Origin of the sequence: Peribacillus sp. NJ11 (genome assembly GCF_030348405.1) — a bacterium.
Classification (GTDB): domain Bacteria; phylum Bacillota; class Bacilli; order Bacillales; family DSM-1321; genus Peribacillus.
This window is the reverse complement of the sequence record NZ_JAUCFO010000001.1, coordinates 2412698-2426872: the sequence shown is the minus strand read 5'-3', so window position 1 is coordinate 2426872 and position 14175 is coordinate 2412698. Positions and strand designations below refer to the sequence as shown.

General features: G+C 41.1%; 17 protein-coding genes. 8 read left to right on the top strand and 9 right to left on the bottom strand.

Features of this window, described 5'->3' with window-relative positions:
* Positions 1–37 precede the first annotated feature (37 nt).
* The 6 genes from QUF86_RS11980 to QUF86_RS11955 form a co-directional block, all read right to left on the bottom strand.
* Positions 38–337 (bottom strand): hypothetical protein, encoded by a 300-nt coding sequence (locus QUF86_RS11980; protein WP_289315179.1) that lies wholly within the window; start codon positions 335–337, stop codon positions 38–40.
* 148 nt (positions 338–485) lie between these two features.
* Positions 486–1127 (bottom strand): response regulator, encoded by a 642-nt coding sequence (locus QUF86_RS11975; RefSeq protein WP_289315178.1) that lies wholly within the window; start codon positions 1125–1127, stop codon positions 486–488.
* Positions 1120–2166, bottom strand: a complete 1047-nt coding sequence (locus tag QUF86_RS11970) for a sensor histidine kinase (protein ID WP_289334467.1) — start codon at positions 2164–2166, stop codon at positions 1120–1122. The genes QUF86_RS11975 and QUF86_RS11970 overlap by 8 nt, the downstream gene beginning before the upstream one ends.
* Positions 2163–2909 (bottom strand): cell wall-active antibiotics response protein LiaF, encoded by a 747-nt coding sequence (gene liaF / locus QUF86_RS11965; RefSeq protein ID WP_289315176.1) that lies wholly within the window; start codon positions 2907–2909, stop codon positions 2163–2165. Before liaF ends, QUF86_RS11970 begins: the two co-directional genes overlap by 4 nt.
* A gap of 154 nt (positions 2910–3063) precedes the next feature.
* Positions 3064–3699 (bottom strand): PspA/IM30 family protein, encoded by a 636-nt coding sequence (locus QUF86_RS11960; RefSeq protein WP_289334466.1) that lies wholly within the window; start codon positions 3697–3699, stop codon positions 3064–3066.
* Between the two features lie 19 nt (positions 3700–3718).
* Complete coding sequence (locus QUF86_RS11955) at positions 3719–4066, bottom strand: lmo0954 family membrane protein (RefSeq protein ID WP_289315174.1); 348 nt, start codon at positions 4064–4066, stop codon at positions 3719–3721.
* Between the two features lie 195 nt (positions 4067–4261).
* Between QUF86_RS11955 and QUF86_RS11950 the strand changes: the two genes are divergently transcribed.
* Together QUF86_RS11950 and QUF86_RS11945 are read left to right on the top strand one after the other, a co-directional pair.
* Entirely contained in the window at positions 4262–4564 is a 303-nt protein-coding gene (locus QUF86_RS11950; RefSeq protein WP_289334465.1) for a hypothetical protein, read from the top strand.
* Positions 4554–4964 (top strand): hypothetical protein, encoded by a 411-nt coding sequence (locus QUF86_RS11945; RefSeq protein ID WP_289334464.1) that lies wholly within the window; start codon positions 4554–4556, stop codon positions 4962–4964. Before QUF86_RS11950 ends, QUF86_RS11945 begins: the two co-directional genes overlap by 11 nt.
* Here the strand turns inward: QUF86_RS11945 and QUF86_RS11940 are convergent.
* Entirely contained in the window at positions 4935–5549 is a 615-nt protein-coding gene (locus QUF86_RS11940) for a TetR/AcrR family transcriptional regulator (protein WP_289334463.1), read from the bottom strand. The genes QUF86_RS11945 and QUF86_RS11940 overlap by 30 nt on opposite strands.
* A 184-nt stretch (positions 5550–5733) precedes the next feature.
* Here QUF86_RS11940 and kynU point away from each other — a divergent pair, with 184 nt between their 5' ends.
* The 6 genes from kynU (at position 5734) to QUF86_RS11910 (ending at position 11514) form a co-directional block, all read left to right on the top strand.
* Positions 5734–7011: a kynureninase gene (kynU, locus tag QUF86_RS11935; RefSeq protein ID WP_289334462.1), complete on the top strand. Its 1278-nt coding sequence runs from the start codon at positions 5734–5736 to the stop codon at positions 7009–7011.
* Positions 7012–7142: 131 nt separating this feature from the next.
* Positions 7143–8564, top strand: a complete 1422-nt coding sequence (locus QUF86_RS11930) for an amino acid permease (RefSeq protein WP_289315167.1) — start codon at positions 7143–7145, stop codon at positions 8562–8564.
* Positions 8565–8619: 55 nt separating this feature from the next.
* Positions 8620–9474, top strand: a complete 855-nt coding sequence (gene kynA, locus QUF86_RS11925) for a tryptophan 2,3-dioxygenase (RefSeq protein ID WP_289315166.1) — start codon at positions 8620–8622, stop codon at positions 9472–9474.
* Between the two features lie 63 nt (positions 9475–9537).
* A complete protein-coding gene (gene kynB / locus QUF86_RS11920; protein WP_289334461.1) occupies positions 9538–10164 on the top strand; it encodes an arylformamidase in 627 nt (208 codons plus the stop codon).
* 199 nt (positions 10165–10363) lie between these two features.
* Positions 10364–10996: a LysE family translocator gene (locus tag QUF86_RS11915; RefSeq protein ID WP_289315164.1), complete on the top strand. Its 633-nt coding sequence runs from the start codon at positions 10364–10366 to the stop codon at positions 10994–10996.
* A gap of 182 nt (positions 10997–11178) precedes the next feature.
* On the top strand, positions 11179–11514 hold the full coding sequence (locus QUF86_RS11910; protein ID WP_289334460.1) for a hypothetical protein: 336 nt from the start codon (positions 11179–11181) through the stop codon (positions 11512–11514).
* Positions 11515–11625: 111 nt separating this feature from the next.
* On the opposite strand, the gene QUF86_RS11905 is transcribed toward QUF86_RS11910, so the two are convergent.
* Positions 11626–12477, bottom strand: a complete 852-nt coding sequence (locus QUF86_RS11905; protein WP_289334459.1) for an MBL fold metallo-hydrolase — start codon at positions 12475–12477, stop codon at positions 11626–11628.
* Positions 12478–12609: 132 nt separating this feature from the next.
* Positions 12610–14037, bottom strand: coding sequence for a phospholipase D-like domain-containing protein (locus QUF86_RS11900; RefSeq protein ID WP_289334458.1), 1428 nt, complete (start codon positions 14035–14037; stop codon positions 12610–12612).
* Between the last annotated feature and the right edge of the window lie 138 nt (positions 14038–14175).

Sequence of the window (14175 nt, the reverse complement as noted above, 5' to 3'; positions counted from 1 at the left end):
CAAAACATGCTCTTTTTGCATTCGAATGTAGTTTCCATTAGCGAAATAAGGGGGCAACCGTTAACATTAGCACGGAGATGCAAAGCAGAATTGTAGTTGTCCTTTTTGAGAGTTTTACTTGTCCGCCATTTTTATAGAACCCTGAAAATTGAAGCCGATTTTTATAGAGTACATAAAGTAATGGAAAAATTGCCAGACCAACCATCCATCCGCCCGTGGTATTCTCTACGGTTATACCAAAAATCGCATAGATTGAATTAATGATGAACCCCAAAATCATTCCAATAACGAAAATAATGGTGACGATACGAAATAATTCTAAGATGACTCTTAACATCATTCACCCGCTTTCTGCTTTTAAGCTGATTTATTATCCAAGAAAAAAAGGCTGCCGCAGCAACCCCTGATAGTGAAAAGAACTTTCCAATATAGTGGGATAATTCCCTTAATATAACAAACTTTCACCTATTGGTAAATAGACGCTCTCACTGTTCTTCTTGTACGAGCGAATGCTTAAATGCGTAAATCACTGCTTGCGTACGGTCTTGCACGGCAAGCTTGCTTAATATATTGCTGACATGCACTTTGGCTGTTTTCAGGGCTATGTATAGATCATCCGCAATTTCCTGATTCGATTTCCCTTGTGTCATCAGCAGTAAAATTTCCATTTCGCGATTGGTCAATTGATCATGAAGCTGTGAAATCTTTGGACGACGCAACTTTTCCATCATTTTCCCCGTCACTTCCGGTTCAAGTACGCTTTGCCCCTGGAACGTGGAACGGACAGCTCTCGCAATCTCGCTGGCCTTAGATGTCTTCAACATATAGCTCGTTGCTCCGGCTTCCAATGCCGGGTAAACTTTTTCATCATCAAGGAAGCTTGTCACAATGATGATCTTTGCTTCAGGCCATTTTTCGATAATTCGTTTCGTCGCTTCTATGCCGTCCATTTCCGGCATGACCAAATCCATCAAAATGATATCCGGACGCAAATCCATTGCCAGTTCGACAGCTTTCATACCATTGTCCGCTTCCCCAATCACTTCGATATCCGCCTGTGCGGATAAATAGGCCGATACCCCTATTCTTACCATTTCATGGTCATCGACAAATAATACTTTAATCATCATGATCACCTCCAGCATTTAATAATGGGATTTTCACTTCAAGTTTCGTTCCTTTATTCGGAACGCTAACAAGCTGCATCGTTCCGCCTAATTCAACAGCCCGTTCATGCATGTTTTGCAGACCATATGATCCCGTTTTCGACTCTTCGACTTTAAAACCGATACCATCATCCGTTATCCGTAAAATGATCAGCCCATCACGAACGATCAATAGCACTTCAAGCGAATCCGCTTTTGCATGTCTTAGTGTATTGGAAATCGATTCTTGTAAAATCCGAAACAGATGGTCTTCAATCCCCTTATCCAGAGTGACAGGCTCCATCTTCCAATTTATATCCATCGTTACTTTTTGGGCCAATTCCAAAAGGAGTTCCTTCATTCCTTCCTGTAAAGATTTTCCCTTTAATGCAACGGGTCTCAAGTGAAGCAATAAAGCCCTCATCTCGAGCTGGGATTGATGAATCATCTCTTCCACTATCTTGAATTGTTTCATTTCCGTTTTTTCCATATCGGATTGTGACTCGGTAATGGCCGACATGAACATCGAAGCGGCAAACAATTGCTGACTCACCGAATCATGCAGTTCCCGCGCCAAACGGTTTCGTTCCTGGGAAACGATTTCCTGGATCTGTTTCTCCTGATCAATGGCCTTTTCATTCGCCATTTTTTGCGATAATTTAGTCTGCTCATTGATTTGCTTATGAATCAGATGCATCCGTTCCACCATTTTAGCCATTTCTTGGACCGGAAACGTCTCCTGTTGCGAAGGTAAGCGGCCCTGTTCAAGTAAATGAAGCCCTTCATCCACCCTTTCCAGCTGCCTCTTCCAAAACATCCCCGAAACGACTCCATAGATCAGCCCTACCGTAATGACCAGACTTGGCAGGAATATGACGAAGGGTAACCCCATGACCACTTTCTCCCACAATAAACTCCAGTCGGATAAAGGAAAGATAAAAAAAACCACCGTCGGCAAAGCTAGGGAAAGAACAAAAGAAACACCAAGGGCAGTCAATATCTGCCGTGTCATTATGCTCATACCCGCTTCACCTCTAAATCCCCAACTAGGATTGAAGTGATGATATGAACCTTGTGATCCGTTTCATTGAACCCTTCCGTTTGGTAGGAATAAATTTGATTAAAGACCCTGGATTCAGGCTTATTTTCAAAGATTCGGGCCCTGCCTGCAACGACAGAATGATGGACCCTGATTTCGATGCCATATGGTACAAGGACAGTGATATTGCCAATGATATTCCTAATGGAAATGACAGCGTCGCCTTTCGGTAAAATCGTTTTGCTTAAATCGATAACCGTATCACCGACCCCGCCCTGAACATTAACGGAATTCCATTCATATACATGTTCGGCCGTTTGTTGATGACCGAACAACTTATTTTTAAATAGATAATCGGTTTTCAGCAATCGTTCCTTCTTGATCCGTTCTTCGTCCAAATCCTCATTGGTTAAAATGGGACTGATCCAATCAGGGTTCTTTTTGGACTGATAATATAAAAGCAAAAGGTAAATGAGGATCGCCATAAGGAAAAATCTAAAGACGAACATATTCAAGACTGTGATGATAAGGGAAATCAGCCCTATAAAAAATAGGATTTTCCCGATTGACCGTTTTGTGAATTTCCTGCCTAAATAGATAAATCCTATCGAAAAAGCGATGGAAAAAAGGAGACCTCCACCCGTAAATGAAATCTCTAAAAAAAGCAGGACGACTCCGATGAGAAATATCCATCCCATATAGTCCGTCTTCATCTTGTTCAACATCGGTTCGCCTCCCCTGTATGATCATGATATTCTTAAAAGGCACAGGAACCCGTGCCTTTTAAGAATACCATGAAATTATCACGTTCTGAAGACTGTTTTCCCCCGCCCTCCATTCCAATAAGCCAGGGGATAACAGCAATTCTTCAATGTACGTTTACGCTTCTTTCTGTTCCAATTCTTTTTCAAGCTGGACAATCCTGGCATCGATCGTATGCCGATTAAAATCTGTATGGACATGGTGCTCAATGCGATCGATATAATGCTCCATTTCTTCAAACATCGCTACCGGTTTCGCGTCGGAACTGCTTCCGTCCAAAACCCGATTGATCCGGTTGTTTGCCCGGGCAATATTCTCCCTGCCCATCAGTTCCAACCGCTTTAGATGCATATCCTTCAGCTTATGCTTCATTTCTTCATACTTCCGCTCCAGTTCATCCAACTGAACCTCTGCACTTTTATGCGCCTCCTTCAAACTAAGCGCCCGATCCTCATAGTGCTGGCTTTCCTTTATGGCAAATTCCATTAAATCGGTTTCTCCCGACTGCTTAGCAATTTCCGCCTGATGCTTACGTTTTTCAGCTAGATTTTGCGCTTGATTATATTCACGCGTGAACTCTTCTTTCAAAAGATATTGACGTTCAAGCAGCTTACCGACCTTTTCTGTCTCCTGCTCACATTGACGCAAATATTGATTTAACATCCCAATTGGATTTTTTTGCTCCTTCTTATCCAACAAGTCATGAAAATCCGCTGAAATCGTTTGTTTCATTCTTGAAAATAAATTACCCATTTCAATTCCATCCCTTCTATTAGTTCTTATTCAACTCTTTCCACTCTCTTTCAAAATTTGAGAATGGGTCATTTTCATTCGATGATGCACTTTCATCATTTTCATTCCATTTTTTATAAACCAGGTAAAGAACATAAGCTGCCACCAATCCCAATATTGCCGGGATATGGGAAATAGAAACGATTAGCACGATAATGGAGACTGATCCCCACGCAACCTTTGCCCCTGTCGATTCGGACTTCATGAACTGCTTGAATCCAAAGTATAGGATCGCCAAGCAAATCGCCAGGCTGATCAATGGACCCACATTCGCCAGTAACAGGAATAATGCGATCAGTCCTACAATAAATAAACCAAATTTCTTCATTGTTTTCGTCCTCCTTTCCTTGTTTATATCTTATCTACTTTTACAAGTTCGTATAATGAGCCTTAGCTATATTTTCTAGTAAGACTTAAGGCGTAGACGCTGTAAGTCCCAGGCTAATGAGGGGCGTTTTGATCGTGAATTCTGATGATTTACTCGTGAGTTTGGATGGTTTACTCGTGGATTTGGACGCTACGCGTGAATTCTGATGATTTACTCGTGAATTTAGCTGATTTACTCGTGAGTTTGGACGCTTTACTCGTGAATTCTGATGGTTTACTCGTGAGTTCAGCTGGTTTACTCGTGAGTTTGGACGGCTTACTCGTGAATTCTGATGATTTACTCGTGGATTTGGATGGTTTACTCGAGAGTTTGGACACTTTACTCGTGAATTCTGATGATTTACTCGTGGATTTGGATGGTTTACTCGTGAGTTTGGACACTTTACTCGTGAATTCAGCTGTTTTACTCGTGTTTGGACGGCTTACTCGTGAATTCTGATGGTTTACTCGTGAGTTTGGACGGCTTACTCGTGAATTTAGCTGATTTACTCGTGAGTTTGGACACTTTACTCGTGAATTTAGCTGTTTTACTCGTGAGTTTGGACACTTTACTCGTGAATTTGGACGGCTTACTCGTGAGTTTGGACGGCTTACTCGTGAATTCTGATGATTTACTCGTGGATTTGGATGGTTTACTCGAGAGTTTGGACACTTTACTCGTGAATTCTGATGATTTACTCGTGAATTTAGCTGTTTTACTCGTGAGTTTGGACACTTTACTCGTGAATTCAGCTGTTTTTGCTATTTATGCTGAAAATAAAAATCTTCCGATTGTATATAACCGGAAGATTTTTGCACTGCTATTATCATTACAAATACAAACCTTCGACGTAAACTGACGTGATGGTTTGAGCAATTTCTTCGACAGAACTATTATGTTCGTTTCGGACAATTTCCCAAAGATACATTTCATTCGTGAAAAACCACCCTCTTGCCACAAGCTCATGGTTCAGTTCAGCTCTTGCCAGTCCATTTTGCTGTGCGTAGGCGACGTCCTTTGAAATTCGCTGGATGAACTTCATGCGGATCGCTTTCCATTTATCTGATATGACGGTTGAAACCCCAATGGCCTGTTCGAAAACTTGCATCATATAGCGTTCAGCCTCTGCCATTTTTAAAAATGCATTGGCTTGTTTGTTTATGATATGTTTTGCTTCGTCTTTTGATTTTGGAAAGAAAGAGGTCTCGGCAATTTCGTAAAATTGCTCCATTACGTTCTCCATTAGTACAATTAAAAGATCCTCTTTTCCTTTAAAATGAACATAGGCAGTTCCGTATCCGATGTTTGCCCTTTTGATCATTTGGGAGATAACCGCAGCTTGAAAACCTTCTTCAAGAAATACTTCCTTTGCAGCTTCCAATAACTTTTGACGTGTCATGATTGAGCGCAAATGTCGTTTATCCCCTACTTTACCATTATCCATGCCTATTCCTCCCCTTATCTTCTAGCATAATGGATTTTACTCAAAATAAAAAACATTTGTTGGAAAATGTTTTTTATGAATAGTTTAATCTTTATAATTTTCTGAATTAACTTATTGACATCATGTCATATTCTTTGGTACGATTCTCCTAGAATATTAGATAAACTAATATAGGAGGATGATTATGGTTTCAGAATTCACGTTGGATTATGCAAAACAATTGGATGAGATAGATACACTTAAAGGTTTTCGAGAAGAGTTTTATTTAAAGCCGGATTCGATATATATGGATGGAAACTCATTGGGGCTTCTTTCGAAAAGGGCTGAACGCACTCTTTTGGAATCTTTGGAAGATTGGAAGGAACATGGGATTGATGGATGGACACAAGGGAATCACCCATGGTTTTTCATGGCAGAGAAATTGGGCGCGAAGATGGCCCAATTGGTCGGAGCTTCTCCCGAGGAGGTTATTGTAACCGGCTCCACAACTGTAAATCTGCATCAACTTGTAGCTACTTTTTATAAGCCGGAAGGCATGCGTACAAAAATTTTGGCAGATGAACTAACCTTTCCGACTGATATTTATGCTCTTCAAAGTCAGCTGCGTACACATGGATACAATCCGGAAATCGATCTTATCCGCGTGAAAAGCCGCGATGGAAGGTTTCTTGAAGAGGATGACATCATCGAAGCAATGACTGATGACATCGCTTTGATCATCTTGCCTACAGTCCTCTATCGCAGCGGTCAAATATTGGATATGAAACGATTAACTGAGGAAGCTCATAATAGAGGAATAGTAATCGGTTTTGACGGATGTCATTCTATTGGTGCTATCCCGCATTCATTCAGCGAATGGGGTGTGGATTTTGCGTATTGGTGCAATTATAAACATTTGAATGGCGGTCCTGGCGGTGTTGGCGGTTTATATGTAAATCGAAAACATTTTGGAACGATGCCTGGATTGGCTGGATGGTTCGGCTCCAAAAAAGAAAAACAATTCGATATGGAACATACCTTAACACCAGCTGAATCAGCAGGCGCATATCAAATTGGAACGCCGCATGTGTTAAGTTGTGCACCTTTGATTGGGTCATTAGACATTTTTATAGAAGCGGGAATTGAGAATATTCGCGAAAAATCACTGAAAATCAATCAATATTTAATGGATTTAGTCGAATTCGAATTGGAAGACATGGGTTTTTTCATTGGAACGCCTAGAGAAGACATACGTCGCGGCGGTCATGTAAGCCTTGAGCATAAAGAAGCTGCACGGATATGTAAGGCATTGAAGGAAAACGGTGTCATTCCCGATTTCCGCGCACCCAATATCATTCGCCTTGCTCCAGTTGCACTATATACTTCCTACGCAGAAGTTTGGGAAGTGGTACAAATACTCAAGAAAATCATGTCAGAAAAACAATACGAAAAATTCAAGAATGAACGTGAAGTGGTTGCATAAATTGAATTTTTTCGGCAGATGAGGCTTCTTCCCTCCAATGGTTAGTTGAATCAGCCCGTCATTAGTCTACGCTTAAAACTGACTGCCCATTAGGGCAGGATAAAGTCTTTTGGATAAAAAGGGGATGAACTATGGAGAACAAAAATACTCAATTGAACATTAAAGATGAGCCAGAGAAAGGATTAAAACGTGAGTTAGAAACAAGCCAGCTTTCCATGATCGCGATGGGCTGTGCCATCGGGACGGGGCTATTCCTTGGCAGCGGGCTTGCCATTCAAGCTGCAGGGCCAAGTGTTTTGCTTAGTTATGCTCTCGGGGCGTTCATTGTCTTACTATTGATGGGCTGTTTAGCCGAAATGACGGTTGCCCATCCTACTTCCGGATCTTTTGGAGCCATTGCTGAAAAGTACATGACTCCCATGGCAGGCTATCTTGTCCGCTATTCCTATTGGATTGGCAATGTTTTGGCTGTTGGGGTTGAAGTGAGTGCAGTCAGCGTATATATGAATTATTGGTTTCCGGCCGTTCCGGGAATCGTATGGATTTTGTTGTTTGCAGGTGTCCTGATTTATGTAAATGCTACCAGCGTGAATACATTCGCTACATTTGAGTATTGGTTCTCCTTTATTAAAATAAGTGCCATTGTTGGTTTTATCCTTCTTGGAGCCTATGTACTATTCGGTTCATCCGAACAGCCACATATAGGACCGGAAAACTTCGTGAATGAAGGCGGTTTTTTCCCATTTGGTTTGAAGGGTATGTGGATAGCCGTATTCATTTCTTTATTCAGCTTTCTTGGAACTGAATTGATAGCGGTTACATCAGGGGAAGCAAAAGATCCAGATGCAGCTGTTCCAAAAGCATTAAAAGCTACTGTGTTCCGTTTATCCACTTTCTATGTGCTGACAATCGGGATCATGTTGATGATCGTTCCGTGGAAAACGGCTGGGATCGAGGTAAGTCCATTCGTAAAAGTGATGGAAATATTGAACATTCCAGGTGCATCCGGGATCATGAACTTTATTATTTTAACGGCTGCCGTTTCTGCCATGAACGCTCAGCTCTATGCTTCAACACGTATGATGTTTTCATTGGCACGTGGGAAAAATGCACCTAGCTTTTTAGGAAAGTTAAACAAAAAGGGTGTTCCGACAAAAGCACTTGCTGTCTCTTCAACGGGGATTTTTATCGCTGCAGGTGTTCATGCGTTACTTCCTGGTTCTTCCTATGCCTTCATGATGGGGATTTCCATGTTCGGTGCCATGTTCACATGGCTTATGATCTTCATTTCCCATTTGTTTTTCAGGGTGAAATGGGATAAAACGGGCGGACGCAAGTTACCGGTAAGGATGATCGGTTTCCCCTATTTAACGATACTAGGAGCCGTTCTTCTATTTAGTTTGATGATTACTTCATGGTTTACGGATTTCAAAATCATGCTTCAATTCGGGATTCCTTGGTTACTATTTTTATCTGTCGCTTATTTTATTTCGAAAAGAAGAAATATTAATCATAATGTAGTGGAGGAAACTCTGGCAGAGAAGATAGAATAGAATGACGGAAAAAATTGATCACAGTTTTTTATATGAAAAGTGAGGGGATTGCGGAATGAAGAATATGGATAACAATGGACAAACAATAACTGGGCTTGAGAAAGAAATTCAAACCGATTTTCAAAAATCGATGTCTTACGGAGATTATCTCCACCTTGATAAGATTTTAACTAGTCAACATAGATGTTCCGATCATCATGATGAAATGCTTTTTATCATTATCCATCAAGCGAGTGAGCTATGGATGAAGCTCATTTTACATGAATTGGCAGCTGCTACTGAGTCTATTCGCCAAAACAAGTTGGAACCCTCGTTTAAAATGCTGTCGCGTGTTTCAAGGATTCAGCAGCAATTGATTCAGTCATGGAATGTCCTTTCAACTTTGACACCAGCTGAATACATGGAGTTCAGGGATAAACTTGGACAATCTTCCGGATTCCAATCCTATCAGAATCGTTTGATTGAATTTGCTCTAGGAAACAAAAATGTCCATACGCTATCTGTCTATCAACATCAGACAGACCTATACGAACAAATGCTGGAGGCCCTTAATGAGCCAAGTATTTATGATGCGGCGATTAATGCCCTTGTGGCGCGTGGATTACCCATTGATCAAGAAGCGATTAACAGGGATTGGTCACAAAAATATGAACCAAATACCAGTGTAGAAGAAGCGTGGCTGACAGTTTACCGCGATGTCGAGCAATATTGGGACTTATATGAGTTGGGCGAGAAGTTAGTGGACATTGGCCATCAACAGCAATTATGGCGTTTTAATCATATGACCACAGTGGAAAGGATTATTGGTAATAAACAAGGTACTGGCGGATCATCAGGTGTCAACTATTTAAAAAGAGCCTTGGACCAACACTTTTTCCCAGAACTTTGGAGCCTAAGAACGAAGCTATAAGAGGAAAATAGGCAGGTTATTTTTTAAAGAAAGCAACAGCCAGAAGATATGGAGGTAAGATGCATGGGAACATGGATTGATATTTCACAACGTCTGGATGAAAACGTTGCAGTCTGGCCTGGAGATACACCTTTCTCATACAAAGTCAATTGGAGTAAAGAAGAGAGTGGATCTGTCAATGTAGGTCAAATCAATATGAGCATTCACACTGGTACCCATATTGATGCACCTTTTCATTTTGATAACGATGGAAAAAGAGTGATTGAACTGGATCTCGATTTATATATGGGGAATGCCCGAGTCATCCATTTACCAAACAGAACGAGCATTGGAGTCAATGAATTATCCAATCTGGATCTACAAGGCGTGACCCGTCTGTTAATTCGGACAGACGCATGGAAGGATAAACGTGTGTTTCCACAAACCATTCCTCATATCCAACCAGAATTAGCGGCATATCTTTCAGAACTCGGTGTTCGTCTTATCGGTCTTGATTTGCCATCCGTAGATCCATTGGATAGTAAAGAACTGTCTGCCCATCATGAGCTTGCCAGTCATGGAATTCACATTTTGGAAGGGCTTGTATTGGATGATATAGGACCAGGGAATTATGAGTTGGCAGCCCTCCCACTTCCATTAGTTGAAGCAGATGGAAGTCCGGTACGTGCTGTGTTGAAAAAGTTACCCTAATATATAACAGTGTTGGTATTGAATTAATAAAAAAAACGAGCCAGATCAAAAAATGATTTGGCTTGTTTTTTTGTTTCATTAAACACCGTATTTATTAGTCAAGCCGACGATTCCCCCTCTCTATCGAATTTATCTCCCTAAACCAAGTACATCTATGTTATAATTTTCAGAATTCATCACTAAGAGTGGAGGTTCGAATATGGAAAACTTTTATTTGTTCATCATCATGTGCATTCTTCTCATCATTTTACCTGGTCCAGATACAGCAATAGCCACAAGGAACACCGTTACCGTGGGGACGTCGGGAGGTTTTAAAACCATGTTCGGCACATGCTGTGCCCTGCTTATCCATACATCAGCTGCCGTGTTCGGACTTTCGGCAATCATTGTGAAATCCGCTTTACTATTTTCCATCTTCAAATATGTCGGTGCCGTTTACTTGGTATATCTAGGCTTCAAGACCTTATGGGGATTAAGGAATAAGCAAGTGGCTGCAGCGGCGGAAACGTCAGTCAAAAGTAGGTACGAAAACCAGTCTTGCTTTAAGCAAGGGTTCCTTACCAATCTGCTGAACCCTAAAGTGGCCGTTTTCTTCTTAACGTTTCTGCCTCAGTTCGTGGATCCTGGCAAGGATACGTTTTTACCGTTCCTGATCATGGGCATTACGTATACCGTTTTAACTGCAATGTGGTTTGTATTTTATATCTATCTGTTGAACCAGATCAGTGCTTTTATGAAAAAGCCTAAAACCCAAGCGATTTTCGAGGGTATAACCGGGACGGTCTTGATTGGTTTCGGGATAAAACTAGCTTTGGAAAAAGCTCATAATTAATTAGAACTGCACCCTAATTGTTAGACACCATCTAACAATTGGAGGTGCAGTTTTTATAGTGGTCTATTTGGGTTCTGATACAGGTGTAGGGATTTAAGTACTTGCTGAGTTATGTTACAACTACAAAAACCATAATTTGGTGTTTTTAAATTCAGGAGATTCCTGTAAGCAAGGAGATACACATGAAAACTATTGCCGTTAGGAAAACAAAAGATATCGGATTAGGTTCACTTTCTTTCGCGCTATGTTTAATCGGAATATTGTTTACCTTTCGATTTGGTGATGAATTTTGCATTGGAGATACTATTCTAAATAATAGCGGCCTAAGCGCTTGGTCAAATGGAGATACAGGCATTCATTATACAATGATCTATTCAGCTATATTTTTCATCCCTTCCTTTATTATTGGTCATATTCATCCCGATAATAGCGGAGCAAAAGCAGGGAAAATTATATCAGGCTTCCTATCCGTTCTTATTGTTTCAGTACTAATATCGATTATTATCGATTTTGTGTAGGTCCGTTGCGGAAAAAGGTCAAATTAAAGGGTATGAGCCCATTACCAAACCCAAACCTTTATAATAAAAGTGTTTAACTTTTTGTGTTCTTTAACTTACCAGGTGCTCAAATCACTCAATGTACCCATTCACGAAAAATCCAATCGTTTCGAGCTCATCTTCAGTTAAATCCCGGTTTAACTCTTTAGCCAATTCCTGCTCCATTAAAGCTCGGTTTCCCCGATGTTCGACTACGGTTCTGGCACATTCTTTCATTAGCTTAAGCTCCGCCTCCATTTCCAGTCTCGTGCAAGGCTGCTCATGATGGGAGAGTATATATGTATCGGCATCATAGGCTTCAATTTTCTTAACGAGCAGAGATGCCTGTTCAGCCGTGAAATTCCATTTTTCAGCATAAAGATTGGCATAAAGGCAGTCTCCCAGAAATAATGTTTTTTCTTCTGGAACATAAATGATGCAGGAATCTTTGGCATGGTCGCCGCCGACATGTTCAATTACACAGGTTACATTGCCTAGATCGATTGTCATCTTTTTTTCAAAGATGATATCGGGCAGGGGCAGGGAAATCTCTCTATTCGTCCCATGTTCCAATTTGATTGCATCGGCGCAAAAGGGAATCTCTGTCCCTTCTTCGACCCGTTGATCAAGTGCCTGATCTTCCCATGAAAGCTGCTGCATATCTTTAATGTTGTTGTATGTTTTTTCCTGACAAATTACCGGAATCCCGATATGCTCCAGTCCGAAAACATGGTCCCAGTGGGAATGGGTAAGAACAAGGAAATTCCCGCTTAAATCATTCCGAAGCAATTCGTCCTTAAAGAGCTGTGCATGCTGGACGGAATTCCCGACATCGATGATGAGCGTTTTCTTGTTTCCCGTAACGGCGGCAAGAACCGGCCGATCGGTTACCTGAACTGGCGGCAGATAGACGATATGTTTCGATAGATGCTGTAATGTTTGCATGTTTCTGTTCTCCTTACGATTGTTATGATTAGCTTGCTCAAGTATAGCAAATTACCCATCTATTCATAAGATAATCTCCGCAAAAGGTTAAAAAGACAACAATAACCGTGATTGCTGTCTTTTCGTCATCATTCAAATGAACCTATTCAAATATACCGTAACTTTCGAGAGGGCATTTAAAAAGGTGGCTTTAAAAAAAGACTCTTCCTTTTTCTGATCTTCAGGTGGTTCTATATATTTATTATTGTCCGCAACGAGTGTACTAGTTGAGATTTTCGACTCGATGGCTCCTGTCAATTGCGCTGCAAATTTTTCACTATCGATGACCACCATCGATTCTGTATTTAAAAAGGCAGATCGAGAATCCAAATTGTAGGAACCCACTGCACTTAATCGTTGATCATAGACAACCGATTTACCATGCAAAGAATAAGGCTTTGCATATTCATAAAGCCTTGCGCCCGTCTCAACGATACTATCCCTAAGCGCCAAGTACCCTGAAAAAGCGATCACATTCGGGGTTGATTCCACCGAGTTGGTAAGTATCGTCCAATTAGCCTTTGAATCCATCTGCTTCGGTACATATTCCTTCAAGGCATCCGCAGGAACAATATAGGGACTTTGGATGAGTACCGATTGATTGGCATTCGCCGCAAGATCCACTAGAGATCTCCAAACAATTGGGTGTTTATTGAAACGTTCGATGGGATTATGTATGAAGGACACTTTTTTAGTAGGTGTTGTAGCCTTGCTCCAATCGACGGCAGGATTAACGAAATCTACATTAGTTTTCAAAGCTTTACTGTATTGATTCGCTAATGCATCTCTTTCACGTTTTCCTTTCTCCGTTTGCCTTTTCGAGAGGTCCGAAAAAACATCGCTCGTATACGGATGGGTCCATAATTCATGCAAATAGTCCTTCATTTCAACGATTACACTATCTTTCTCCTCTTTAACATTGAAAATGAGTACATCCCTGTCATAGACAAAATTCCTCGGCGGCTTGCTAGCTAAATACTTATCGGCAATATTTCTCCCTCCGATGATGCCTAACTTTCCATCTACAGTGATGATCTTATCATGAAGGCGATTATGCCAGGTCCACGGCTTAAATGGCTTAAAGGTTTCGTAATATCTTAATTCAATGTTTTCATGAGAGGCCAATGCATAACGGGCACTGCTTAATTGACCTCTGAGTCCATGAGATATTCCATCCAGAAGGATTCGGACTTTGACACCTCGGTCAGCCGCTTCGATCAAGGCTCCAAGAAAAAGTTCGGTTGATTTGCCTTTTCCAAAAGCATAGTAGGCAATATCGATTGAATTCTGGGCTTCCTGGATCATTCGCATTCGGGCGAGTCCCGACTCATAACCGTCTTCGAGAAGAAGGACACGATCCACGGTGGCTTCCTTCTCTCCCATATATGCACTTACTTGATTAATCGGCCTATCTTCTTCTTTTTCTTCTTTGGGGAAAAGAACCACTGCCGTCACCACTACATAAAGCAAATACATTAGAAGAACGAGCAGAACTCCTTTAATTGCCGTTTTTGCCGTCATTGCGCACTCCCCCCTTTAACCGATATTTTATTACTATTCGTAATAAGGAAGTACTCTATTCAACATCTTCAAGCATAAATAAAAACACCTCTGATCAGTTAGCCAGCGGCGCCTATCTAGGTCATTCTTGGGTAGAAA

Coding starts and splice junctions, on each gene's coding strand:
- QUF86_RS11980 (WP_289315179.1), bottom strand. CDS start 337: ATGTTAAGAGTCATCTTAGAATTATTTCGTATCGTCACCATTATTTTC.
- QUF86_RS11975 (WP_289315178.1), bottom strand. CDS start 1,127: ATGATTAAAGTATTATTTGTCGATGACCATGAAATGGTAAGAATAGGG.
- QUF86_RS11970 (WP_289334467.1), bottom strand. CDS start 2,166: ATGAGCATAATGACACGGCAGATATTGACTGCCCTTGGTGTTTCTTTT.
- liaF (WP_289315176.1), bottom strand. CDS start 2,909: ATGTTGAACAAGATGAAGACGGACTATATGGGATGGATATTTCTCATC.
- QUF86_RS11960 (WP_289334466.1), bottom strand. CDS start 3,699: ATGGGTAATTTATTTTCAAGAATGAAACAAACGATTTCAGCGGATTTT.
- QUF86_RS11955 (WP_289315174.1), bottom strand. CDS start 4,066: ATGAAGAAATTTGGTTTATTTATTGTAGGACTGATCGCATTATTCCTG.
- QUF86_RS11940 (WP_289334463.1), bottom strand. CDS start 5,549: ATGGATAATGGTAAAGTAGGGGATAAACGACATTTGCGCTCAATCATG.
- kynU (WP_289334462.1), top strand. CDS start 5,734: ATGGTTTCAGAATTCACGTTGGATTATGCAAAACAATTGGATGAGATA.
- QUF86_RS11930 (WP_289315167.1), top strand. CDS start 7,143: ATGGAGAACAAAAATACTCAATTGAACATTAAAGATGAGCCAGAGAAA.
- kynA (WP_289315166.1), top strand. CDS start 8,620: ATGAAGAATATGGATAACAATGGACAAACAATAACTGGGCTTGAGAAA.
- kynB (WP_289334461.1), top strand. CDS start 9,538: ATGGGAACATGGATTGATATTTCACAACGTCTGGATGAAAACGTTGCA.
- QUF86_RS11915 (WP_289315164.1), top strand. CDS start 10,364: ATGGAAAACTTTTATTTGTTCATCATCATGTGCATTCTTCTCATCATT.
- QUF86_RS11910 (WP_289334460.1), top strand. CDS start 11,179: ATGAAAACTATTGCCGTTAGGAAAACAAAAGATATCGGATTAGGTTCA.
- QUF86_RS11905 (WP_289334459.1), bottom strand. CDS start 12,477: ATGCAAACATTACAGCATCTATCGAAACATATCGTCTATCTGCCGCCA.
- QUF86_RS11900 (WP_289334458.1), bottom strand. CDS start 14,037: ATGACGGCAAAAACGGCAATTAAAGGAGTTCTGCTCGTTCTTCTAATG.